The 25100-nt window shown below is 60.7% G+C and carries 17 protein-coding genes and 1 pseudogene; 6 read left to right on the forward strand and 12 right to left on the reverse strand.

Annotation, left to right across the window (positions count from 1 at the left end):
• Together NPS56_RS27980 and hutC are read right to left on the reverse strand one after the other, a co-directional pair.
• Nucleotides 1-390: pseudogene (locus NPS56_RS27980) on the reverse strand (urocanate hydratase); the annotation flags it as partial.
• 392 nt (nt 391-782) lie between these two features.
• Nucleotides 783-1535 carry a histidine utilization repressor gene (gene hutC, locus NPS56_RS27985; protein ID WP_274077647.1) on the reverse strand — a complete coding sequence of 251 codons (753 nt, stop codon included), beginning with the start codon at nt 1533-1535 and terminating at the stop codon, nt 783-785.
• Nucleotides 1536-1895: 360 nt separating this feature from the next.
• Here hutC and NPS56_RS27990 point away from each other — a divergent pair, with 360 nt between their 5' ends.
• From NPS56_RS27990 to NPS56_RS28010, 5 genes are all read left to right on the forward strand, one after another.
• Nucleotides 1896-3140 (forward strand): OprD family outer membrane porin, encoded by a 1245-nt coding sequence (locus tag NPS56_RS27990; protein ID WP_274077648.1) that lies wholly within the window; start codon nt 1896-1898, stop codon nt 3138-3140.
• Nucleotides 3141-3288: 148 nt separating this feature from the next.
• Nucleotides 3289-4650 (forward strand): spinster family MFS transporter, encoded by a 1362-nt coding sequence (locus NPS56_RS27995; protein ID WP_274077649.1) that lies wholly within the window; start codon nt 3289-3291, stop codon nt 4648-4650.
• Between the two features lie 78 nt (nt 4651-4728).
• Nucleotides 4729-5703 (forward strand): AraC family transcriptional regulator, encoded by a 975-nt coding sequence (locus NPS56_RS28000; protein WP_274077650.1) that lies wholly within the window; start codon nt 4729-4731, stop codon nt 5701-5703.
• A gap of 95 nt (nt 5704-5798) precedes the next feature.
• Complete coding sequence (locus tag NPS56_RS28005) at nt 5799-6908, forward strand: NAD/NADP-dependent octopine/nopaline dehydrogenase family protein (RefSeq protein WP_274077651.1); 1110 nt, start codon at nt 5799-5801, stop codon at nt 6906-6908.
• The gene (locus NPS56_RS28010; protein ID WP_274077652.1) at nt 6905-7903 is read left to right on the forward strand and encodes a 3-hydroxybutyryl-CoA dehydrogenase; all 999 of its coding nucleotides are present in this window, start codon (nt 6905-6907) and stop codon (nt 7901-7903) included. Before NPS56_RS28005 ends, NPS56_RS28010 begins: the two co-directional genes overlap by 4 nt.
• Nucleotides 7904-7915: 12 nt before the next feature.
• On the opposite strand, the gene NPS56_RS28015 is transcribed toward NPS56_RS28010, so the two are convergent.
• The 5 genes from NPS56_RS28015 to NPS56_RS28035 form a co-directional block, all read right to left on the reverse strand.
• Nucleotides 7916-8332, reverse strand: coding sequence for a hypothetical protein (locus NPS56_RS28015; protein ID WP_274077653.1), 417 nt, complete (start codon nt 8330-8332; stop codon nt 7916-7918).
• Nucleotides 8333-8514: 182 nt separating this feature from the next.
• On the reverse strand, nt 8515-9054 hold the full coding sequence (locus tag NPS56_RS28020; protein WP_274077654.1) for a dihydrofolate reductase family protein: 540 nt from the start codon (nt 9052-9054) through the stop codon (nt 8515-8517).
• 133 nt (nt 9055-9187) lie between these two features.
• Nucleotides 9188-9859: a GNAT family N-acetyltransferase gene (locus NPS56_RS28025; protein WP_274077655.1), complete on the reverse strand. Its 672-nt coding sequence runs from the start codon at nt 9857-9859 to the stop codon at nt 9188-9190.
• A 17-nt stretch (nt 9860-9876) separates the two neighbouring features.
• On the reverse strand, nt 9877-10323 hold the full coding sequence (locus NPS56_RS28030) for a GNAT family N-acetyltransferase (RefSeq protein WP_274077656.1): 447 nt from the start codon (nt 10321-10323) through the stop codon (nt 9877-9879).
• 9 nt (nt 10324-10332) lie between these two features.
• On the reverse strand, nt 10333-10956 hold the full coding sequence (locus tag NPS56_RS28035; protein WP_274077657.1) for an FMN-binding negative transcriptional regulator: 624 nt from the start codon (nt 10954-10956) through the stop codon (nt 10333-10335).
• A 90-nt stretch (nt 10957-11046) separates the two neighbouring features.
• Between NPS56_RS28035 and NPS56_RS28040 the strand changes: the two genes are divergently transcribed.
• Entirely contained in the window at nt 11047-12561 is a 1515-nt protein-coding gene (locus NPS56_RS28040; protein ID WP_274077658.1) for a PLP-dependent aminotransferase family protein, read from the forward strand.
• Nucleotides 12562-12563: 2 nt separating this feature from the next.
• Here NPS56_RS28040 and NPS56_RS28045 read toward each other — a convergent pair whose 3' ends face one another.
• From NPS56_RS28045 to NPS56_RS28065, 5 genes are all read right to left on the reverse strand, one after another.
• Nucleotides 12564-17096, reverse strand: coding sequence for a dermonecrotic toxin domain-containing protein (locus tag NPS56_RS28045; protein ID WP_274077659.1), 4533 nt, complete (start codon nt 17094-17096; stop codon nt 12564-12566).
• Nucleotides 17093-21670: a dermonecrotic toxin domain-containing protein gene (locus tag NPS56_RS28050; protein WP_274077660.1), complete on the reverse strand. Its 4578-nt coding sequence runs from the start codon at nt 21668-21670 to the stop codon at nt 17093-17095. Before NPS56_RS28050 ends, NPS56_RS28045 begins: the two co-directional genes overlap by 4 nt.
• A 139-nt stretch (nt 21671-21809) precedes the next feature.
• Complete coding sequence (locus NPS56_RS28055) at nt 21810-22910, reverse strand: polyamine ABC transporter substrate-binding protein (RefSeq protein ID WP_274077661.1); 1101 nt, start codon at nt 22908-22910, stop codon at nt 21810-21812.
• Nucleotides 22907-23932: a histone deacetylase family protein gene (locus tag NPS56_RS28060; RefSeq protein ID WP_274077662.1), complete on the reverse strand. Its 1026-nt coding sequence runs from the start codon at nt 23930-23932 to the stop codon at nt 22907-22909. The genes NPS56_RS28055 and NPS56_RS28060 overlap by 4 nt, the downstream gene beginning before the upstream one ends.
• A gap of 165 nt (nt 23933-24097) precedes the next feature.
• Nucleotides 24098-25090, reverse strand: coding sequence for an AraC family transcriptional regulator (locus tag NPS56_RS28065; protein WP_274077663.1), 993 nt, complete (start codon nt 25088-25090; stop codon nt 24098-24100).
• Nucleotides 25091-25100: the final 10 nt, after the last annotated feature.

A 25100-nucleotide genomic window follows, 5' to 3' on the forward strand; every position in this document is an offset into this window, starting at 1 on the left:
ATACATGGCCAGGCCCTTGGCGTCGAGTTCGTTGAAGTGTTCCCAGCTCGCCCAGTGCGGTACCAGATTGGAGTTGGCGATCAGTACGCGCGGGGCGTTGGCGTGGGTCTTGAACACGCCGACCGGCTTGCCGGATTGCACCAGCAGGGTCTCGTCGTCGTTCAGGTGGGTCAGGCTCTCGACGATCTTGTCGTAGCACTCCCAGTTACGTGCCGCACGACCGATACCACCGTAAACCACCAGTTCTTTAGGGTTCTCGGCGACTTGCGGGTCGAGGTTGTTCATCAGCATGCGCAGCGGCGCTTCGGTCAGCCAGCTCTTGGCGGTCAGCTTGTTACCGCGGGCAGCGCGGATTTCAACATCACGCAGGCGTGTGTTCTTAGTGGTCATGGCGTTCTCCTCATTCAGCGGTCAGTGGCGTGGCATCGGCAAACAAGGATGTACATGTATGCTTATACCAACCTGTATGTACAAGTGAATGCAAGTGAAGGGCCAAAATCCGATCTGGCGGCCGCAGAAAAATTCTAGAAAGGTGATAAATCGATTTGAATCAGATACTTATCAAAACAGAGAAAACTTGACTAACGCAGAGCTTGATCAAATTTCTGTTGCAACTTTGAAAAAGTTTGCTGCGATGGTGAGCATCTCGTAACACTTTTGTGCGAAAGGAAACGCTGGAATGTCACTTTTTTGCCACATTTGGCCTTGGCAGTAACAGCCCTGCAGAGTGTCTGCAACAACAGCCTTGTCGAGCGGCAAGCGGGGGCCGCTCGACGGGTAAATCAGTTGCCGAACTTGCCTTCCAGGCGATAACGCGAACCGGGATACACCAGCCGCGCACAACCGACCTGGCCTTTGGCAGCCCAGGTACGGCGGCGAATCAACAGGCACGGCTCATACCGTTTGATTTGCAACAGCTTGCACTCCGCGGATTTGGCATGGATCGACTCGACCACATGTTCGCCTTCGGTCAGCGGGGCCAACTGGATCAGGTAGGCGTAGGGCGTGACCTGGGTGAAGTCCTGCTGCAAATAAGCGGGTGCGACCTCGGCATTGACGAAGCGTTCTTCGATCTGCACCGGCACACCGTTCTCGTGGTGCACCACCACCGAATGGAACAGGCGCTTGACCCCCTCCAGGGGGAAGGGCATGGAAGCGCGGGCCCGCTCCGGCATCTCCTCGAGCACGATCACTTCGCAGCGGTGCTCGTGACCCCGGGCCTCGATTTCTTCGGCGATGTTGTGGATCTCGAAAAGCGCAGCATGCCCCTTGGGCTCCGCCACGAAGGTGCCAACCCCTTGCATGCGCACCAGCGCGCCTTCAATGGTCAGCTCGCGCAAGGCGCGGTTGATGGTCATGCGACTGACCCCCAGCAAATTCAGCAATTCGCTTTCAGACGGCACCTTGGAATTGGGCAGCCAGGCACCGGAGCGAATCTTCTGCATGATGATCTGCTTGACCCGCGCATACAGGGGGGAGGGACTCTCAAGAGAAAAGGACTCGAGAGACGCATTGTCCTCAATAGATTTGGTCACGTTTATTCCTGAATTGAAAAAATTACCCCGACAAGCTTGCCGAGCAGTTTACCGAGCTACGGCAGCTACGCCTATGCGTAAACAAGGCGCCCGGAAAATCATCCGCGATGGCCGGCTGCGCAGGATCGACTAAGGGAAAACTTTAGCCGCGTTGGAGATTTCCCCCCTTCGGATGCTGTTCGTCTTGATACCGGCGCGGCGTCTACTCGCTTACCTTGCGTACACCTGAGGCGTGCCGTCGTAGTGGATTGTTCCATCGGGCTCGCCTGGCGCCATAACAACAAGAAAGCGTTTTGTTCTTCGTTTGACACTGCTCCTATAAATACAGTGCCCAGGCACATACAGATGTGGAGATGTTGGATGTATCAGGTAAAGCAGTCTTGCCGTGGGCTCGGTATTGCCAGCGTGTTGGGGATGATCTGTTCGCCGTCCCATGCAGATCTCATCGATGACAGTCACTTCAAGGTGGACACCCGCAACTTCTACTTGCATCGCAACTACACCAACACCGATGCACCGGTTTCCGAAGTCCACAGTTGGTCCCAGGGTTTCGATGCGCAATTTACTTCCGGGTATACCGACACGGCCTTGGCCATCGGCCTCGATGTGGATGCGCAATACGCCGTGCGCCTGGACTCGTCGGGCAACGACGGTTCATTGCCCTATAGCGTGAGCGAGCAGCAGACGGCCGATGACTACAGTCGCGCCGGTGCCACCTTCAAGATGCGCTACAGCAAGACCGAGTTGAAAGTCGGTGACCTTCGCCCGCAATTGCCGGTGGCATTCGATGACACCAGTCGGCAGCTGGATACCATCTACCAAGGGGCGGTGGTCGAGTCCAAGGAGGTCGATGGGTTGACGCTGACCGGTGGCCGTTTCTGGTCTGCGGTGACCCGGGAGTCTTCCAACCACGAGAAGCTCTACAAGTTTGGTTCCACCGATAACCTGGACAGTGACGGCCTGGATTTTGGCGGCGTTACTTACGACATCAGTAAAAACCTGCAAGCCAGTTATTTCTACGGCGTGTTGCACGACATTTATCAGCAGCACTATTTCGGCCTGATGCATATGGCCGACTTGGGTAATGGCTACAAACTCAAGACCGACCTGCGCTACTTCAATAACAATGAAGACGGCAGTGCCTTGAACGGTGAAATCGACAACCGTTCCTACGGTGCCTTGTTCTCCCTGCTCAAGGGCGCGCACATGTTTGGCCTCAGTTACCAGCGCATGCTCGGTGACAGCGTGTTCCCGACCATGAACGGCTATATCCCGCAACCTTACCTGGTGCACTGGTCGTCCCTGGGGTTTGTCCGCCCGGATGAAAAATCCTGGGGCGCACGCTACAGCTACGACTTTGCCGGGATGGGAATGCCTGGGCTGAAGTTCTATACCCGCTACATCAAGGGCACGAACTGGGACCGTGGCGGCAACCTCAGCGACAACCAGGAAAGCGAACGTTTCCTGGGGCTCAGCTACGTGGTGCAGAGCGGGGCGCTGGCAGGCCTCGGGCTGGACCTGCGCAACATCGATGTGAAACAGAAGTACGGCTACGACTACAACGAGTTCCGTGTCGCCACGACCTACACCTGGAAGTTCTGGTAAGCGTGCCTACCCCCATAACAATAAGAGGCCTGACCATGTTCGAACCCATTGTCCTTTGCATCTGCCCCGCAACTATCCAGTCGGTGCGCCCCGCACCGTCACCCGGCGCGCTGCGCCCATGAGCGGATTCCAGAAGGAGCAAACACTAGTGAATATCCAGGTCGATAATGCGGTCCTGCAACAACAGAAAAAGAAAACCTATATCTACGAGTGGTACGTGGTCGGCCTGTGCATGATCGCCTACATCTTTTCATTCGTGGATCGGCAGATCCTGGCGCTGATGATCGAGCCGATCAAGGCCGACCTGCAGATCAGCGACACCCAGTTCAGCCTGCTGCACGGGCTGGCCTTTTCTTTGTTCTACGCCTTCATGGGCATGCCCATCGCCTACCTGGCCGATCGCTTCTCCAGGCCGAAGATCATTGCCGTCGGGGTGGTGTTCTGGAGCCTGGCGACGGCCGCCTGCGGCCTGAGCAAAAACTTCCTGCACATGTTCCTCGCGCGCATTGGCGTCGGCGTCGGCGAAGCGGCGCTGTCGCCCTCGGCTTACTCGATGTTCAGCGACATGTTCCCCAAGGAGAAACTCGGACGCGCCGTCGGCATCTACTCGATCGGCTCGTTCGTCGGTGGTGGCCTGGCCTTCCTGGTGGGCGGCTATGTGATCGCCATGCTCAAGGACATGAACACCATCGAGGTGGCTTTTCTCGGTGCGATGAAGGCCTGGCAACTGGCGTTCTTCATCGTCGGTCTGCCTGGCATCGTGGTCGGCCTGCTGATCTGGCTCACCGTGCGCGACCCTGCGCGCAAGGGCCTGCAGGTCGATGCGCAGGGTAGGGCCAAGAAGGTTGGAATGAGCGATGGCCTGCGCTTTCTCGGGCGCCACCGTGCCACCTTCACCTGCCATTACCTGGGCTTTTCGTTCTACGCCATGGTGCTGTTCTGCATGATGAGCTGGAGCCCGGCGCTGTACATCCGCAAGTTCGGCCTGACCCCGATGGAAGCGGGCTACATGCTCGGCACCGTGCTGTTGCTGGCCAACACCGCCGGGGTGCTGTTCGGTGGCTGGCTCACCGATTACCAGGCCAAGAAAGGTCACCAGGATGCCGCGATGCGCACCGGCGTGATCGGCGCCCTGGGCATGGCGGTGCCGGCCGTGCTGTTTCCGCAAGTCGATCAACTGTGGCTGTCGGTGACGCTATTGGTGCCGGCGATGTTCTTCGCCTCGTTCCCGATGCCGGCTTCAACGGCGGCGATGCAGATCCTCGCGCCGAACCAGGTGCGCGCACAGGTCTCGGCGGTGTTCCTGCTGATCAGCAATCTGCTGGGGTTGGGCCTGGGCACAACGCTGGTGGCGCTGTTGACCGATCGCTACTTCGGATCGCCAGCAGCAGTGGGCTCTTCGATGTCGCTGGTGATCGCCGGTGCATCGGCGTTGACCGTGCTTTTGCTGTGGCGCGGTTGCCGGCGTTTCCGCGAAAGTTATGCCCGGGAGTACCCGACCCACGCATGACATGAATATGTCGGTGCAACGACCCCGCTGCGTTTAGACGGCGCGGGGTCGATCCGCTTCAGGTCAGGAGAGTCTCTGATGTTGAATGACGTACACCTGCTGGAACGGCACAGCCTGCTCTGCTCGGCCGACTGCCGCGAGATCCAGGACAAGGTCAGCCACTACCTGTGCCCGCACAGTTTCAACGTGCTGCGTGACGAGCCGATTCATACCCGGCTCAACGGCGTGTTCTTCGGCACTTCGGCGCTGCTCGACTTGCGCTATGGCGCGCCGGTGGAGATCACCATCGGCGACATTGCCGATCAGTACCTGTTTCGCATCACCTTGCAGGGGCATTGCCAGGTGGCCCACGGGCGGCGCAGCGCGGCGATGCAGTCGGGCTGCCTGAGCGTGTCCTCGCCGTACGCGCAAAGCCGCATCGTCACCGATGGCGAGTGCCGCAACCTGATCCTGCGCGTCGACCGTGATGCCCTGCAGACGCAATTGCAACATCTGCTCGGCCGCAGCCTGCGGCAATCGGTGATCTTCGATGTCAGTGTCGATCATCTGGGCGCCGGCGTCGTCAGCCTCTATCACACCCTGGACTACATCTGCCGGCTGTACGGCAGCGGCGTGGACGGCTCGCGCCTCGCCAGCGGCCTGTCCGACTACCTGATGCAACTGCTACTCACCCAGTTGCCGCATAACTACTCCGCAGATCTGTTGCACGATTCCCGCGCGCCACTGCCGCACCACGTGAAAAAGGCCCGTGACTACATCGAGGAACACCTTGACCAACCAATCAGCCTGGCGACCCTGAGCGAGCTGTGTGGGGTTTCGGTGCGCACCTTGCAGAACGGCTTCAGGCAGTTTCTCCAGCAGGCACCGGTGGAGTACATCCGAGACCGTCGCCTGGCGCTGGTCCACGAGTCGCTGCAGCGGGGCAACGCCTTTGAGACCGTCACCGATATCCTCTTGCGCCACGGCATCAACAGCTTCGGGCATTTTTCCAGTGCCTATCGGCAACGTTATGGCTGCCTGCCGTCGGACACCCTGCGACGACAGAAGCATTGAGACTTCTGCGCAATCCGTGAGTCGGCTGCGCATTCGGATAAGCCTGGGGCGGCAGCGCTCGATAGCATCGAGTCTCTTACCAGAGGAGTGACTCGATGAATATTACCGTGCTGGGTGGTGGACACGGCTGTTATGCCGCTGCTGTCGAAATGGCTGAGAAAGGGTATCAGACCCGCCTGTGGCGTCGCGACTCGGCGGCGCTCAAGGAGCTGCTGGCGATCGGCAGCCTGACCATCAAGGACTACCGGGGCACTCGTCAGCTCTCGGTCGGTAAACCCGAGGACAAGCTGGCGCTGACCGACGACCTGGCTGAAGCCCTGGCCGACGCGCAACTGATCATCATCCCGCTGCCCTCGACGTCCCACGAAGACCTGGCCAAACAGGTGGCGCCGCACCTGCGCGACGGTCAGGTGGTGTTCCTGCCGCCGGGCACCTTCGGCAGCTACGTGTTCGCCAAGGCCATGGCCGGCGCGGGCAACCGCAGCAAAGTCGCTTTCGCCGAGACCGGCACGCTGCCGTACCTGGTGCGCAAGCATGGCGCCAGCGACCTGGTGATCAGTTGCTACGCCACCCGCCTGCCGACGGGCGTATTCCCCGGCAACCTGTCCGAACACGCCTTCGCCGTGCTGCGCGAGGCCTACCCGAGCGTCGAACCGATCGAAGACGCCCTGAGCGGTGCGCTGATGAACGCGGGCCCCATCATCCACCCGCCGCTGATCATGATGAATGCCGGTCCCCTGGAGCATTTCGAGGCCTGGGACATCCACAACGAAGGCACCCAACCATCGATTCGCCGCGTCACCAACCAGCTCGATGCCGAGCGCATGGCCGTGCGCGAAGCACTGACCTACGGCGCACCGCATTTTCCCCTGGCGGATCACTACAACCGCAGCGAAGGCGAGGCGTGGATGTACGGTCGCGGTGCCCATGGCAAGCTGACCGACAGCGGCGACTGGCGCGAAGACATCGACCTGCAAACACATCGCTACATGCTCGAAGACACCCGCCTGGGCCTGTCCTTCCTGGTGTCCGTCGGCCGCTGGGCCGGTGTGCCGACCCCGATTGCCCAAGGCCTGTTGAGCATTGCCTCGGTCGTCGCCGGGCGTGATCTCTACGCCGAGGGCCGCACCCTGGAGAACCTCGGCCTGGCCGGGTTGAGTCGAGCACAGATGAGCGAACTCCTGACCGAGGGCTGCAACCGATGAACGCCGCGCTGCCGCAAGTCAGCGTGGTCGGCGCCGGCCGAATGGGCGAGGGCATTGCCCTGGCCTTCATCCATGCGGGCCTGCCGGTCACCCTCATCGACATCAAGGATCGCGCCGAGAATGAGCGCCACGGCTACTTCGAGCGCGTGCGCAACAACGTCCGCAGCGAACTGCAGATGCTGGTTCGCCTTGGCATGCTCCAGCCGGAACAGGCGGACATCGCGCTATCGCGGTTGACCCTGCAATCCAGGTCCCGGGCCGCCGAGGCATTGCGCCGGTGCGATCTGGTGTTCGAAGCCGTGCCGGAAGTCATCGAGGTCAAGCAGCAGACCTTCGCCTGGGTCAGCGAGCATGTCCCGGCATCGACCATCATCGCCTCGACCACCTCGACCTTCCTGGTCACCGAGTTGAGCGAAATGGTCAGCGGGCCGCAGCGCTTCGTCAACGCGCACTGGCTCAATCCGGCGCACCTGATGCCGCTGGTGGAAGTCAGCCGCAGCGAGGCGACCTGCCCGCAGGTGGTCGAGCGGCTGCTGCAACTGCTCAAGCGCATCGGCAAGGTGCCCGTGGTGTGCAATCCGGTGGCGGGTTATATCGTGCCGCGCATCCAGGCACTGGCGATGAACGAAGCGGCACGGATGGTGGAAGAGGGCGTGGCCAGCGCCGAAGATATCGACACCGCAGTGCGCGTCGGCTTCGGTTTGCGCTTCTCGGTGCTGGGCCTGCTGGAGTTCATCGACTGGGGCGGCGGCGACATTCTCTACTACGCCTCGCGCTACTTGAGCGGCGCACTGTCACCGCGTTTCGAGTCGCCCCAGGTGATAACCGACAACATGCAAAACGGCCGCAATGGCTTGCGCGATGGCCAGGGTTTCTACGATTACCGTGACCTGGACGTGGACGCCTACAGGCAAGAGCGTCTCGGCGCCTTCGTGCGCAAGCTGGAGTTGTCGGGATTGACGCCTGCGTTCGAGGGCGCCTTGAGGCAGGCCTGAAGGCGGATTGATTTAGCGACGATAGTAGCGGCGATCGTCGTCGTAGCGGTGGCCCATGACACGATCCCGGTGGTGGCGCTCCCAATCACGATGGCGTTCCGCTTCCCGGCGGGCTTGCTCTCGACGCCACTGGTCCCGGCGCCATTGGTCTCTACGCCATTGGTCTCTACGCCATTGGTCCCGGCGCCAATCGTCTCGATGATCGTGCCAGTTCCGGTCGTCATGGGCCAGCAATGGCCCAGGCTGCTTGTCGGCCATACTGGCCAAGGTCGGCCAAGGGTTCTCGGCGGCCTTGGCAGGCGCCTGGATGGCTGTGACTTCAGTGGGGAAAACAGGGGTTGCGGGCTTTATCTGTGTGGCTGATGCCGAGCCCATTGCCGCGAACGCGAACAGGCCGAAGAGCACCATCCGAGGGTCATGGAATTTCATGCGCGAAGGCAACCTCTGATTGACAATTGGTCGTGTGGCCATCCGGCTGCGGCAAGCTGCGGGTTCGCACTTGCCGAGCGGATGTGCCTATCCAAATAGACCGGTAATCAGAGAAAAGTTCGCAGGACCGTCACTTGGCTGATCCTGCAGGTGTCGTCCGCTGGCTTGGCAACCCTGTGCCGTCAATCCGCTTTCACGTCCAGGACGCATTCCATGGCACCGCTCTGCAGCGTCCGCTGTTTTCTGAGAACGACTTCAAACGCACGGTCAACGGGCAGTACGGGAACGCCGGAGCCCAGAATGATCGGAAGGGTGGTGATGAACAGCTGCTGCAATTCCCCGGCGTCGGCAAAACAGGCTGCCGTTTTGCCGCCACCGACCAGCCAGACATTCTTGCCCTTCGCCGCCTGCCTGGCCCTGGCCGCGATGGCCCCGGCATCACCGCGTACGAAGGTGATATCCAGATTGGCGGGGACTGACCGATTCCGGTTGCTCATGACAAAGGCGGGTACATCCTGGTAGGGCCAGTCATCGGGAGCGTTCGACATGATCCAGTCATAGGTCTGCGACCCCATGACCACCGCTCCGACCGTCTGATAAAAATCATCATAGGCCGTTGCGTCATCCCCCAGCGCAAAGTTCTCCAGCCAATCGAGTTTGTGTTGTTGAGTGGCAATAAAACCATCCAGGGTGGCGGCTACGTAATAGACCAGCGTCGACATGTGTTTTCCTTGTCATCATGCAGGCGGGAAATGACCCGTAAATCAAGAGCCCCTCTGGAACGTGGCGAGGGGCGATGGTGATCATTTATTTCGGGAAGGCGAAGTTAATGCCGTTTCCTTCCCCCTGGTCAAGTTACCCCCGACACTCCACCAGCCCCTTTACCTGCCCCGAAGCCGCCTGGTTTTCATCACTCAACCAGCGCTCGAACCCCGCGCCAACCGCCGGCCACTCCGAATCGATGATCGAATACCAGGCGGTGTCGCGGTTCTGTCCCTTGACCACCATGTGCTGGCGGAAGACGCCTTCGAAACTGAAGCCCAGCCGCTCGGCGGCGTATTTGGAGCGGGCGTTGCCGTTGTTGCATTTCCACTCCAGGCGCCGGTAGCCGAGGGCGAAGGATTCCTTGGCCAGCAGGTAGACCGCCTCGGTGCTTTTCGGTGAGCGTTGCATCGGCGCGCCGAAGGTCACGTGGCCGATTTCGATGCGGCCCTGGGCCGGGACGATCGACATCAGGCTGAGGAGGCCTTGCACCTCGCCGCTGGCGCGGTCGATCACGCTGAAGAAATAGGGATCGCTGCTGGCGGCATGATTGTTCAGCCAGTCGTTGAAGGCGCCGCGCTCCGGGAAGGGCCCGTAAGGCAGGTAGTCCCACAGTTTCGGGTCGGCACCGGGGCCTTGCAGGGCGTTGAACAAGTCGTCGCCGTGGCGCGTCGGGTCGAGTCTTTCCAGGCGGATGAAGCGCCCTTCGATCAGTTGGACGGTCGGGGCCGGGACGCCTTTCCAGTCGGCGAGTGAAATCGACATGCTGTTCTCCTTGAACCTTAAATGGCTTTGCGAAACTGGATGAAACCCGGACGCTCGGCGATGCGCTCGTAGAGCTGGATCGCGGTGGCGTTGGTTTCGTGGGTCAGCCAGTGCACCTTGTTGCAACCGTCGGCCTTGGCCGTGGCGTAGACGAACTCGATCAACTGGCGGCCAACGCCAGTGCCTCGGGTTTCCGGCACCACCAGCAGGTCCTGCAGGTAGCACGAGTTTTCGATGCTCCAGTTTGAACGATGGTAAATGAAATGCACCATGCCCACTGCTTTGCCGTCAGCCCAGGCGAGGGCGGCGTGGGTCGGCTCGTTCGGGTCGAGCATGCGCTGCCAGGTGCTTTGGCTGACGGCGTCCGGCAGTTCGGTGTTGTAGAAGCGCAGGTAAGCCTGCCACAACGGCAGCCAGGCGGCGTGGTCCTCGGCGTTGACCTGGCGGATTTCGAGTTGACTCATGCTGATTCCTTAACGCATCAAGTGGGCGAGGGCCTGGTCGTGGGCATCGGGGCTGGCGGCCAGCCCCTCGCGCACGCCGGCGATGTCTGCGGTGCTGCGGTTCTGGCTGAGCTTGCGTTTGCCTTCCAGGCGCTGGATCGGCAAGGCAAACCCGACGATGGCCCTGAGCATGCCATCGATGTAGTCGGCGGGCGCGTCGGCGACTTTCCACGGCTGGGCGCGACCGGCTTCATGGCGATCGGTCAAGGCACTGACCAGCGAGCGCAGGCGATCGGCGTCGGTGAAGACTTCGGCGCTGCCATAGGCATGCACGGCGACGTAGTTCCAGGTCGGCACGACTTTGCCGTGCTCGGCCTTGCTCGGGTAGAAGTCGGGACTCACATAGGCATCGGCACCGGCGAAAATGACCAGTGCTTCGGCACCGTTCTGCAGTTCCTTCCACTGAGGATTGGCCTTGGCGAAATGGCCGTACAAGGTGCCGTTCGGGCCCTCGTCGGTGTTCAGCAGCAAGGGCAGGTGACTGGCTTGCAGACCCTGTTCGCCATGGGTGACCAACAGGGCGAGTCGGGTACCGAGGATCTGTTGCTGCAGCTCGGGCAAATCATTGAAGGCGAAACCACTGGGCGTATACATGGAAATATTCCTTGGCGAATGCCTGCATCCTAGGCAGGCTATTGGTCTGTTGTAAGAGCCATTAACGTCGAATTTCATGGGTCCATTGTCATGACGAATGCGTCGCTGTCCTTGTCCTTCAATCCGGCCGGTATCCAACTCGACCCTCGTCAGGGGCTGAGTCGCCAGCTTTATCAGGCATTGCGGGCGAGGGTGCTGGACGGACGACTGGCCAGTGGTACGCGCTTGCCCGCCAGTCGGGACCTGGCGGCGGCATTGGCGATCTCGCGTAACAGCGTGGTGCGCGCCTACGATCAGCTTTACGCCGAAGGGTTTATCGAGGGGCGGGTGGGGGACGGGACTTATGTCGCGCAATTGCCCCAGGCGTCGTTGCCGGTCAGGAAGTCCTCGAAAAAAGCGCCGACGCAATGGCTGGATCTACCGGTGGTTGTACCTGACAAGGTCATCCACAGCGGCGCGTTGCGGCGCGTCGAAAACAACCATTTGCCCACGCCACCCAGTGGTCCGCCCCGGGCGTTTCGGGTCGGCGTGCCGGCGTTCGATCTGTTTCCGTTCGAGGTGTGGGCCAAACTGAACGCGGCGTTCTGGCGCAAACCGGATTTGCAGCAGCTGTGTTATGGCGCACCTGAAGGGGACGCGCGGTTGCGCGGGATGATCGCGGCGTATTTGCGCAGTTCCCGAGGCATGCAGTGCAGCGCCGAACAAATCGTCATCACCAGTGGCGCGCAGCAGGGGATCAGCCTCTGTGCGCAGTTGCTGGTGGAACCGGGGGACGGGGTGGCGATTGAAAACCCGGGTTATCGCGCGGCGGGTCATGCGTTCGCGGTGGCCGGCGCGCGCTTGCACGGCGTGGCGGTGGACAGCGAGGGCATCGATTGCCAGGCATTGGCGGGGTTGGGCGATTGTCGCCTGGCCTATGTGACGCCATCGCATCAGTACCCCACGGGGGTGGTGATGAGCCTGGCCCGGCGCCTGGAGTTGCTGGCCTGGGCCGAGCGCGCCAACGGCTGGATCGTCGAGGACGACTACGATGGCGAATACCGCTACAGCGGCGCACCCCTGGCGCCGCTGGCAGCACTCGATCGGCAGGGACGGGTGCTGTACGTCGGCACGTTCGGTAAAGTCGCCTTTCCGGCGCTGCGCCTGGGTTATCTGGTGTTGCCGCCGGCGCTGGTGGACGCGTTCTCGCAACGTCGAGCGGTGGACGTGCGTCATTCCGAGGTCAGCACCCAGGCGGTGATGGCCGAATTCATGGCCGCCGGGCACTTTCAGCGACACATCCGGCGCATGCGCCGCGCCGCATTGAGCCGCCGTAACACCTTGTTGACGGGTTGGCCCCGGGACATCGCCGGTGTCGGCAGCCTGCCGAGCGTCGCGGCGGGGCTGCACCTGACGGTCGCGGTCGACTCCCTGGCCCGCGAGCGTGAACTGATCGAAAAAGCCGACCGGGTCGACGTCGAAATCAACGGGCTGAGCAGCTACTGGTTGCCGGATTCCCAAGAACCGGAGGACCAGAGGGCGGGGCTGGTCCTCGGTTTTGCGGCGGTGCCCGAGGCGGCGATCAGCGCGGCGCTTGGGCGTCTGCAAGCAGCCTGGCGTGAATAGCCTCAGGATTTGGCCTTAGGTTCCATGTCCCAGAAGAGCTTGCGCAGGTCGGGGTCGACGAGCTTTCGCAGGACGCCATCGATGGGCTCGAAGGCGCTCAATGCCGTTTGCTGGTCGGGGGAGAGGGTTTTGAGATAGTCATCGGCGATTTTCAGGTGGGCTGCCGTTGGCTGGTCGGCGGGGCTGGTCAAGCTCTCATAGTGAAAATGCGCCACCCAGATCGTCTTGCCTTTGGCCTTGTCGAGAATCCGGTACTCCCGAAAGAAGTCGCCCATCCCTGTGGTCTGGATTCGCCCTCGTGGGTCGGCGGCGACGTCGACCTGCTGGTGTTCGTGCATCCATTTGAAAGCCGTTTGAGTCGGTTTGCGCAGCTTGTATAACTTCGCTCGAACGCTGATGCCTTCTTCACGCATTTGACGCGCGGCTGCACGCATCTCGAGGCTCAGGGTCGCGACCGGCAGCGGTTCGCCGTCCCGTTTTTTACTCCGCAGCACGGCCTGATCTACGCTGTCGGCGCCTTGCTCCAGTTTGAGCGCCTGTTGATCGAACAGATCCTGTATGTCAGCGGGTATACGCCTTGGGCGCAACGCGTCCTTGGCGGTGCGCTCGATGAATCTGGACGTATCCAGGTTCAGGTCCATGGCGGCGGCGATGAGCTCCTCGTCGCTGAGTGTCGAAGCCGGTTGTTGGCGGATCATGGGCGCGATGGGCGTGAGGGGAGCCTGCGCGGTAGTGCCGGGTTCGCTCTTGGCCGGGGCCTTCGGCCGGGTTTTTCGGACTTTTGCCGGTTGATGGTAAGACGCCTGGCGACTGCTCGTCGTGGCTTTTTGTAGCGGCTTTGGGGGCTGCGGCAGCAACGCCTGGAGTCGGTTTTGGGCCAATTGCGCGAACTCGCCGATCAGTCCACGCAGGTGCAGAAGTCGGGCTGGCTTGAGCAGGTCGGGGTAGGCGTCCGGCAACTCCTGTAGGCGCTGGTCGGCATCGGCGAAGGTTTCAATCAGGCTGTCCAGCGCTTCAATGCGAGACTGCAGAGGGCGCAGGTTGTCGCCAGCCGCTGCCATGTCAGCCACTTGAATGGCGGCCTTGGCGGCACTCACGATGATTTTACCCACGGCATCCCGTGCCTGGGGCATCAGGGGGCTGGCCTTGTCTTCAAGACACAGTTCCTGGGCCATGCCAATCTCGTTGGTTTTCAGATCCAGCACGTTGAACGATGGCGCGAGCTTTTTTATTTCGTTCGCTCTCTCGATGCCGGACCTTCCTGCCGCGCGCAGACCCTCGATCGTCGAGTGCGAAAGCTCGAGTTTTTCGACCATTTCCTGGCTCAGGTCAGTCGCCACTTGAATGTTGGCCACATAGGTTTTCAGGGGCATCGGTTCTGTCTGGCCGGTGTCGGTCATCATCCTTGTCGCCTGGGCATATTCGGTTCTCTTGATGACGAACCACAACGACAGGTTCTTCTGCAGCGAGGTGCTGATACGCAGCAATTCATGGACGTAGTTTTTGCTACCGCCGAGGGTGCGCCATTCGCGGAGTTTTTCCAGCGCCTGCCGATACGCCGTAATGGTGACTTCCAGTTTTTGCGCATACGCCTTGCTCAGGCTCTCGAAATGCTCCTGGGTTGACTTCTGCATGTCGGTTTGCAATGTGGAAAGCTCATCTTCCAGCACTTTCTGTTGATCGCTGAATGAGGTCAGGGACTCTTCCAGTTCCTTGAAGCGCATCTCATTGGCAGCGACCAGGGGTTTGCTGAAGGCATTGCCGCCGCCACCACGCAGGCGCAAGCGCAGGTCGATGAACCACTCACCCTTGGCATTATGCGTGAGCAGCGGACCGCTGCGATTTGGCTCGTCAGGGTCAACGATGTGAGGAGGGTCCTCGCCGCTTACCATGACCTGGAACCAGCGCTCGCCGACCTGGGCAAAGTTCCTGTCATTGTGTTGATAGAGGTGAGGAGGTTTTTCGTTGACCTTTGTCACGTTCCTGTCGGTGATATCAATGGCTGCGACCTTGAACGTGTCCAGATAAGTACCCAGCGCCGCCGGTGTACGACGTGGCACCGAGCCGGCCACCTCAAGCGAGGAGCGGTGCCCGGGTGCAAGTTCTGCGACCAGTGGGGCCGGGTCGAACTGGACGGTGACAGGCTCGCCCCCAGGCAGTGTTGGTTTCTCTAACGACGGCCGCGCCAGTCGAGGCTTGCCTGATAGAGTATTGCGACGCATCGCGGCATGATGGCTGAGGACAATGCCGGTGATCAGCAGCAGGTCCGACAGCGAAGTCCATTCAATGAACGAGTCGCCTCGATTACTGGCGTCGATGGCCTGCTGGATTTCGTTGATGGTCTGCCATACCCATACGGCCGTCCCGACAGCGCCGGTGAGAAAGTTCGAGGTGACGGCGAACAATGCCCAGCTGCTTTCCTTGAGCAGGGTCCAGCGGCGTTCGGCATTCGATTGTGACTGGCGGTCAGCCAGGTCGACCAAGGCCCGGGCGTTGCTTTTGAACAGTGCCGACAGGACATTCCCGGTTATTTCGTCATTCGCGAACGTTACTTGCCCGAACCCTTGCGCCTGCTTGAACGGGTTGACCAACTGTTCGGCCACGATCCACGGCGATGGCAGGCCGGTGGGGAGTACATATTGGTCATACTCATAACTGAGGGTGTTGTCCGGCAGCCATGCCAGCACGGAGTCCCTCAGCTCGCCGGGTTGATGCAATGCGTACAGCAGGTTTTGCCTGGAAGGAAACTGCAACAGGGGCAGGTCCTGCATCGGGCGATACAGCAGGCAAGGCCCGCTTTCTGCATTTCGAGGGCTGATGAGGAACATGTTCTCAACGCTGTCACTGCTGCTGATCAGGCGATGTTGCGGCGTCAGCTTGAGCGGGTAGATGGCGATGGAATGGGCCTTTTCGGTATCGCTGTCGAGCAACTCGCAGATGAATCGGTAGCCGAGCTCATCAATGCCCGCCTCCTGTTTGACCTTGCCTTCGAGCGCCAGCAGCGGCAACAGCAAGCGCAACTGGTCGCAGTAGAAGTTTTCCTGGCGTCGGGATTCCACGGGCTCGTCGATCAGCTTGCGTTTGATCAGCGCCGGGTACGCCTCGCCGATATTGACTTGTGCAGCCAGGGTGGTGAGGAACGCTGGTGTGAGCCATGGCGGAACCGACTGACCGTGCAGGAACGATACGGTTGCCATGTAGGGCGCCTGGTTTTCCATGGCAAACTCGGCGAGCGTCTCGGTGCGGTGGTCGAGGGGGTTGGGCAGTGTGAAGTTGCCAGAGGTAAAGCTGTTGGTGATGTTGATTCGCAGTTCATTGAGCGGCAGCGTCGCGGCATCGACTGCGCGGGTATCGGCGATGATCGCTTCAGCCATCAGGCGCTGGGCAAAGTCGATGATGGAAGGTATTTCGTTTCTGGCTGCCTTGTGCTCAGGCTGTCGATAGAGCTTGCCCAGTGCGGTGATGTAGCGGCTGTAGTCTTGAATGTCCTTGGGCGATGCGTTGCGCAGCCAGTCGGGAATCGCCGCGTGCAGTTGCATGAGCCGCGCGTGTTCGGTTTCGTCGAGCCCGCTTTCGAGTTCGGTATCATCTTCGACCGGTTTTTCAAGGGAACCTATCAAGGCGATGGCATCAAGCTGTGACGAGACCAGGGCCCAGGCCATATGGTCAAAAACGTTGCCATCAGGCTCGAAAAGCCGCCATGTCAAGGTGCGCCCTTCGAGCGATTCCTCAAGGCGGGCGGGCAGCGAATTGCCCAATTGTTCCATTGAGCTGAACGACTCATAACCGCGCTCGATCGTGTACATCACCAGCAACTCGCGTTCGCGGCAGGTGGCCTTGAGCACCAGGGCCCCGCCGATCACGAGGTGGCTGGCAACCGTGTTTTTAACGATGTCGATATCGATCAGGCACGCCTGAATGGCCGATAGGCCGCTGTTCGAATTCTTTCGTGCGGCCTTGTCCGGGGCTTCGAACACTTCGCGCGCCATCGTGCACTCGTCGACGTCCCAGCCTTTTACCGTTTGCACATTCAATGCCTTGCGCAGTGAATCGGACAACTCCTGCCAGCGAGGGATTTTCTGGCCTGTCTGGTTCCAGTAATCGAGCTGGCGCTTCTGCAGTTCGACGAACAACTGTGGCACCGAGTCGTTGAGTACCTGGGCAATGTCTTCGATGCTGACGGCGAGATGAACCGGGTCGTTGGCGTCGGATTCCAGGGTCAGGAAATGTTCGCCTTCGAGATAGTTGGCGGTTGTGCCATACAGGCTCTGCAGGACAAGTGTGTGGGTGAGCGAAAGGAATTCGACCGACTCCATCTCGACGTGATCATCCACCACCCGCCATTGCGGGGTGGCGACGAGGGTTTTGTCAGGGGCGATGTTCAGTGCCGGGTAGCGCGTTGCCAATTTCTCGCGCAGCAGGTCCGAAGCGACTTCACTCGGCAGCGGACTGTGGCTGGTCTGGCTGACCAGATCACTTTTTTCGAGAAGGGGTGTCGAGTCTTTTGGGGCGATCGGTGTCGGGGTACTGGTCATGATGTCGTGCCCCCGGTTTTCGCTTTCGGCAAGAACAATGATCGAGCCAGTTGTGGACTGATCTCGCTGCGGTAGATCGCGATCAACTCGTTGTTGCTGACCGTGCGCAGATCAAACGCGCCGCCCAGTGTGCGTTGCGCTTCGGTTTTCAAGTGCGCCGCACTGTAGGCGTCGGCAGCGGCGGAGGGCGTCGGGTAGTGAAAGTGGGCGTACCAGAGCACTTTGGCGGAGCTGGCGTCACGAATTTCATACTCCTCGAGATAGTCCTTGCGGTGCCCTTTGAGCCGCTTGCGCCCCGCAGTCTTGACGATGACGACCAACCCTTGGCTGTGCAGCCATTCGACGCGAGCGACGGTGGGAGGTTGTTGCTTGGTCATGCTGATTCGAGTCTGGAGACCCTTTTGATCAAGGCTGACCGCGCCCTCATTAAGCTGTTTGGCCATGCTCACAGCGGAGCCCGGACCGCCGTCAGTAATGTTCAGCTTGGTCAGGGCCTTTTCGATGGCGGTCGCGGCGTCCTCCATCCGGCGGGCCCTTTGTTGGAAAAGGTCCTCGATTTCCACGGGGATACGCCCCGGCCGTTTGGCGTGGGCCTCGGTTCTGCGGGTAAATTCGTCCAGCTCGTCGAGTAAGGCTTGTCCCGTCTGGGTACTGGTCTTCAGATCAACCGGACCGGTGGCCTCAGGCGCGCGCGAGCTCGACACATGTTCGAGCCAGACACCGGGCGTTTTCTCGTGAAAGGTCACGACCTTGCCGCTCAATGTCGAGGTCACATCGAGCAGCTCGGTGCCATCAGCGCTGGTACGCTCGCGCAGCTTGCCGACGACCGTTCCCTTGAAACGGGTCTTGATCACGCGCCTGGGCGCAGGCGCCGGGCGTGAGGGGCCGGGCGTCGGTTCCAGCATCCTGCGCTCATTGAGCAGGCTCGCCAGGTGTCTCTCGCTGCGCTTTTTGAATTCTTCGATTTGCTGGCGCATCCGCTCCAGCGGGGGCTGTAGCAATTGCCCCGAATACTCGTCGGGCAGATCGACGATTCGTTGGTCCAGGGTTGCGTATTGCTCCACCAGATCATTGAAGCCGTCGATGCGTTCTTCCAGGCCAAGCTCATGGTCCTGGGCCGCCAGGTCGATGGACGACTGGATGGTAAGGCCGGCATCTTCGACGAGTCGCTGCATGGCCTGGCTGGCTGGCGCGGTGTCGACCGTGGCGCTGTCGTCGAGGCATAACTCCTGCGCCAGGCTGATCTGGAACAGCTTCAGATCCTGCAGGTCGAACTTCGGCAGTTGCGCCTTGCATTGGCGGGCCGCTTCCCCCGCCTCTTTGCCCAGGCGCATCAGATCCTCGATGCGGGCGTGGGCGAACTCGATCTTCTCAATGTAGCCCTGGGTCATGTCGCTGGTGAGCTGATGGACCTGGCGGGGAGTCTGGGTGCCTTCGAGGGTCTCATTGTCCAGCAAGGCAAGGGACCTGCGCATGCTTTCTCCGAACGCCAGGTTTTGCCGGGTGAACCATTTCTCCGTCAGTAACAGCTGATAGTCCAGGCAACTGACCGTGACCGGGCGATAATTGACGATGGGCTCAATGGCGTTGAAATTCTTCACTTGGTCGATGTAGGCGCCGTAGGCCGCCAGCTGTGAGTCCAGCAGGTCGAGCAGGGGCTGGCGATTTGCATCGGTGGCGGCCTTTTCCGCGGCCTCGAGTTCATTTTGCAGTTCAAGCTTGCGGGCATCGAACGTGGTCAGTTGTTTCCTCAAATCCTCCCTGTGCTGTTGGTTCTTGCGTTCGATTTCCCTTCGGGCCCTACCGCCGCCGCGCAGCCGCAGGCGTGTGTCGACGAACCATTCGCCCTTTTCCGAGTGAATCAACAGGGGCCCCGTCCTGGCCGGGGTTTGTCTTGAATCGATGATCTGCACATCACCGTTGTCATTGAGCATCACTTCAAACCAGCGCTGATTGATTCGGGCATACCATTTCTGCTCGAGCGGGATCAGGAAGCGATGAGGACCGGACACGGCAGGTGTGTCTTTCAATGCCGCAGGCTTGGCAATCGCCAGGCTGTCCAGCAAGACCCCCAGCGGCACGCTTGGCAACAAGCCTTGGGTGTAGACCGACGTTTCATGGTTGGCAGGCAACTGCTCGGCGGCGACATCGGCCGCTTGATTCAGGGTGATTTTTGCCGGCCGCAGGGGTCTGGAAGCCGGTGTCGAAACCTTCTCGACGGTCTGCGGCGCAGGTTTGTCGCGACTTGCCGCGTGATGGGCAAGCACCATGCCCAGTGACAGGAACAGATCGGTCAGCGCGGCCCATTGTTGATCACTGTCGCCGACTTCGCGGGCTTCATTGGCTTCATGCAGGTCATCCATGATTTGCCAGATCCAGGCGGCCGTCCCGGCGGTGCGACCGAGGAAGGGCAGGGCAACATTGAACAGCATCCATGCGCCCTGTTTAAACGTCGCCCAACGCCGTTCTCCATTGGACACCGATTGCCTGTCCGCCAGGGTGACCAGTGCATTGGCGTTGGCGTTGAACACCGCTTGCAGCGGCGGCTCAGGGAGTGGCGCAGGACTGAAGGTGACAGCCCCCATCATGCCCAATGTCGAGGTGGGGTCGACCAACCACTGCGAGAGCGTCCAGACCGAGGGCAGCTCTCCTGGGAAGACATACTGGGAATAGTTGAAGTACAGGTCTTGCGGCAGCCAGGCCAGGACCGACTGGCGTAGCGCCTTGTCGTGTTTGATCGCGTACAGCAGATTCGCCTCGCTGGAATACTGCGTCAGCGGATGATCGAGCAGCGGTCGATACAGCAGACATGGCCCCTTGTCGGCCAGTTTCGGCCCGATCAGGAACATGTTGGCCACTTCGTCGGCCTTGTTGTCGCTGCGTCCCCCTGGAATGAATGCCAACGGACGAATGGCGATTTCCTGCCCGTCGACGTAGCGATCGGCCGTCTTTTCCTGCAAGGCGGCGACCACGTACCGATAGCCCTGTTCGTCGATGCCGCTGGCCCCGCCACGGATCTTCAGTTGCAGCGCCAGCAGCGGCAGTTGCAGGTGCAGTTGGCTGGTGTAGAGGCGTTGTCGACGCAGGCTTTCCCCGGGATCGACCAGCAACTTGTTCTTGATCAGCTCTGGGTAGGTTTTGCCGATGTTGACGGTGCTGACCAGTTCTTCCAGGTAGGCCGGCGTCAGCCACGCAGGCGCGGCCTCACCGTCGTTGTATTGCACGGTTTTGTCGCCCAGCGGCAGGCCGGCGAGGTTCTGCAATGCAAATTCAGCCAACGACATTTTCAGGGTCTGTGTCTGGCCGGGCACGATGACCGCGCCGAGCACAACCAGGCTGGTAATGCTGACTTCGATGTCCGCCAGTTTCAGTGAGGTCGCGGCTGCCTGATCCTTGATCTTCTGGTCCTTGATCATCTGATCGGTCAACGCCTGCAGGGCAAAATCAGGCAGCGCGGCAATGCCTTCATCAAAGGTCTGGCCGTGGTGCTGTTCACGCAGCAGCGCCAGGTCCATCAAGTGTCGGCTGTAGCGGGTCAGATCGGTGGGCGACGCGTTTGCCAGCCAGTCCGGCAACAGGTGCTGGATCTGGCTGTAGCGCGACGTCGAGGGTGGGTGAAGTTGCGAGAAATTGTTCGCCGATGCGGCCACCTGCGGATCAAGGGTTGGGGCCCAGGTGGCATTACCAAAGGCGCCGATGGCGTCGATCTCAAGGGCAATCAGCGCCCAGGCCTGATGCTCGAAAAACATCCCTGCGGGCTCGTACAGGCGCCATTGCAACGTGCGGTCATGTCTGGACGTGACCATGCGCCCGGACAGCATTTCGCCCAATAACGCCAGCGAATCGTAGCGCTTGAAGCCTTCGGCGATCGAATGGGTCACGACAAGGGTGCGATCCTCCAGTGTGCCCACCAGCACCGCCATTTCCAGGACCCACGAGTGTTTGCTCGTGGCGGTATCGAGGCTATCGATATCGATCAGGCAGGCCTTGGTCTGGTAGCGGTCGTGAGCTGCTCGTTCGTGCTTGTCGGGGTACTGGAAAAGGGACAGGGCCATTTCTCGCAGGTCCTCGTCCCAGTCCGTCACCTTGTCGACGTTCCAGAGCTTGTGTAGCGCGTCGCGCAACTGATGCCAGCGCGGCGTCGAGTCCGCGATGGGCCGGTTCCAGTAATCGAGTTGTTGCTCCTGATAGGCAACGAACAATAATTTGGCCAATGTGTTGAGCAGGCATCCGACGGCGTTGATCTTGACCGGTAGATGAGTTAACGGCTCGACTCCCGGTTGCCGTGTCAGGAAATGTTCACCGTCGAGATAGGTCACCGATTTGCCTGACAGGCTCAGTCTTACCAGCACCTCGGTCAGGAATTCAAAATGGCTCGTACCTGGAACGACTTGAGCGTCGGTCATGATCCAGGCAGGTGTCACCACCATCGTCACATTCGGGTCGATGTGCAGATTGGGGTAGTGGATGTCGAGGGCGGTACGTAGTGATTTTGCAGCGACTTCCCTGATCGAAGGACCTGCCACCAGTTGGGTCAGTACGTCGTCGGGGTTTATGGCGGGCGAGTCGGGCATGGCCGTTTCCTGTGTCCGGTGGAGCGCTGCGGGGGGCAACGCGGTTTTCGGGCAAGGTAGAGGGCTGGCGGTGGCTCAGGGTGGTAGATATGTATCGCTGACAAAAAAGACCCGCGTCACTGCGGGTCTTCTGTTTCAACTAGGTTCCGGATTTGATCTTGGTCCAGGCCCGGGTGCGTGCGCGTTCGGCATCCCGTGGCAACGGCTGCAGGGTGTAGAGCGTGCCCATCGCCGCTTCGGTCGGGTACAGGTTGGGGTTATTGCGGATCGCCGGGTCCACCAGTTCCGTGGCGTCCTTGTTCGGGTTCGGATAACCCACGAAGTCGCTGACCGGCGCGATCACCTGGGGTTGCAGCAGGTAGTTGATGAAGGTGTAGGCGTCCTCCGGGTTCTTCGCGCCTTTGGGGATGGCGAGCATGTCGAACCAGATCGGCGCGCCTTCCTTGGGCAGGCGCATGTCGACGACCACACCGTTCTTGGCTTCCTTGGCGCGGTTGGCGGCCTGGGAGAAGCTGCCGGAGTAACCGACGGCGACGCAGATGTCGCCGTTGGCGATGTCGGCCATGTACTTGGAGGAGTGGAAGTAGGTGACGTACGGACGGATCTTCATCAGCAGCGCTTCAGCCTTGTCGTAGTCCGCGGGCTTCTTGCTGTTGGGGTCCAGGCCCAGGTGTTGCAGGGCCAGGGGCAGGATCTCCGAGGGCGAGTCGAGCAGGGCGACGCCGCACTGCTTGAGCTTGCTGATGTTTTCTTCCTTGAAGATCAGGTCCCAGCTGTCCACCGGTGCGTCGGCCCCCAGTGCGGCCTTGACCTTGTCGGGGTTGAAGCCGATCAGGATGGTGCCGTACATGTAGGGCGCGGCGAACTTGTTGCCCGGGTCGTTGGCCTCGATCAGCTTCATCAGCTTGGGATCGAGGTGGTTCCAGTTCGGCAACTTGCTGCGATCCAGCGGCTGGAACACGCCGGCTTCGATCTGCTTGGCAAGGAACACGTTGGACGGCACCACCACGTCGTAGCCGGAGTTGCCGGTCAGCAGCTTGGCTTCCAGCGCCTCGTTGGTGTCGAAGATGTCATAGACCAGTTTGACCTGGGGGTTCTGCGCCTTGAAATCCTCCAGGGCCTTGGGGGTGATGTAGTCGAACCAGTTGTAGACGCGCAGCGTTCGTTCTTCGGCGTGAGCGCCAGTACTGAGCAGCGCCGCGCACAGGGCCGGAGCAATGACATGCTTGATCTTGTTCATTGTTCAAAACCTTCCAGCACGTTCACCGCGTTGATGCCGATTTCTTCCACCGCGTAACCGCCTTCCATGACAAACAGCGTCGGTTTGCCGAGGGCGGCGATGCGCTTGCCCATCGCCAGATAATCAGGGCTGTCGAGCTTGAATTGCGAGATCGGGTCGTCCTTGAACGTATCCACGCCCAGGGATACGACGACGATGTCGGCGCCATAGCTTTCGATCTCGTTGCAGGCTTGCTCCAGTGCAGCGCTCCAGGCATCCCAGCCACTGCCGGCGGGCAGGGGATAGTTGAAGTTGAAGCCCTCCCCGGCGCCTTCGCCGCGCTCGTCTTCATAGCCGAGGAAGAACGGGAACTCGGCTTCCGGATGGCCGTGGATCGAGGTGAACAGCACGTCGCTGCGCTCATAGAAAATCGACTGGGTGCCGTTGCCGTGGTGGTAGTCGACGTCGAGGATCGCGACTTTCTTGTGGCCCTGGTCGAGGAAGGCCTGGGCGGCGATGGCGGCGTTGTTGAGGTAGCAATATCCGCCCATCAAGTCGCTGGCGGCGTGGTGCCCCGGTGGACGGCACAGGGCAAAGGCACCGCGGGCGCCGCGCTGGATCTCTGCTTGTGCGGTCAGTGCGACTTGCGCCGCGCTGTAGGCCGCTTGCCAGGTACCGGCGGTGATCGGTGCGCCGCCGTCGAAACTGTAGTAGCCGAGCTGACCGTGCAGGCTGGTGGGCTTGATGCTGCGCAAGGTGCGGGCCGGCCAGGTGTAGGGCAGCAGGTCACCGTCGGTGTTGAACTCGGTCCAGCGCGCCCAGGCGCCTTTGAAAAAGTCGAGGTAGTCGCGGCTGTGGATACGTTCGATCGGGCCGAGGCCGAAATCCCCGGGTGCCTCGACGGGGCCCAGGTTCTGCTTTTGCACCCGTTGCAACACGTGGTCGGCACGGGAAGGCATCTCGAAGCAGGGCTTGAGTTGCCCGTCGATCAGTTCACAGCGGCCGTGGTGCAGGTGGTGATCGTCCGAGTAGATCGTCAGCATTTTGTTGTTCTCCGCAGGCTGTTTCGGTTGCATACAGTCTTGCGGCGTCGAGCGTTTCGGAGAACGGCAGGAAAGGCCAAAAGGGGATTAATATGGCCAAAATGATTGACCGAAATTCGCCCCTTGTACCTGTAGGAGCTGCCGAAGGCTGCGATCTTTTGATCTTCAGGGCCGAAACTGACTGGGCGCCACCCCACTCCAGCGCACAAACGCATGGCGGAAACTCGCGGTCTCGCTGAAACCCAACGCTTCGGCAATCCGGTAGATCGGCATCTGGTCCTCACACAACATCTGCTTGGCCTGCTCGAATCTCAACTCATCCAGCAATTCCTGATAACTGCACCCCAGATCCTTGAGATGCCGACGCAAGGTGCGCGCTGAACAATTCATCTGTTCGGCCAACCCTTCAAGCCCAGGCGCCGGATTCAATTGCGCGCTGAGCAACTGGCGAATCCGCCCCAACCACGCCTGGCGTCCGGTGAACTCGGTGTTCTGCTTGCGGCAGCGTTCGGCCATGGCCTGGTGGGTGATGACATCCGCCAGCGGCAGGGGTTGATCGAGCCAGCGCTTGTCGAAGGCAAAGGCATTGTTGCGTGCCCCGAAGTGCAGCGGGCAGTCGAAGTGTTCGGCGTAGCTCGCCTCATAGTCGGGCGCGGCATGTTCGAAGCGCGCGGCGAGCAGCGGCAGGACATGCCCGAGCAGGTCGTCGCAAATGACTTTCAGCGACACCAGGCAGAACTCGGCGTTGAACACCGCCAGCGCCGGATTCTCCCGGTAATCGGCGGCGACGAACCAGACGCACTCGTCGTCCTCTTCCAGGCTCAGCTCGAAAAGTGTTCCCAACAGCGCCGGATAACGCATCGCCAGGCGTAACGCGTCACCGAAGGTGGCACTGGTGAGCAGGGCATAGCCCAGTATGCCGTAGGACGAAACGTGCATCCGTTGGCCCAGTTCCAGGCCGATATCACGCTTGAGCGCGACGGCGTTGGCGCAGACCTGCATTTCCTGGTTGGTGGTAATACGGGTGTCCGCCCGGCTAAGGTCCGCGGCGCTGATGCCGCTGCCGGCCAACAAGGCTTCGCTGGACAGGCCTTCGGCCTTGAAGGCGTTGAGCACCAGGGAGACGGCGTTGAGGGTGGTCAGATGGGAGTGGAGCATGCTCGGTTCC

Origin of the sequence: Pseudomonas putida (genome assembly GCF_028682635.1) — a bacterium.
In the GTDB taxonomy this organism is placed as follows: Bacteria; Pseudomonadota; Gammaproteobacteria; order Pseudomonadales; family Pseudomonadaceae; genus Aquipseudomonas; species Aquipseudomonas putida_AE.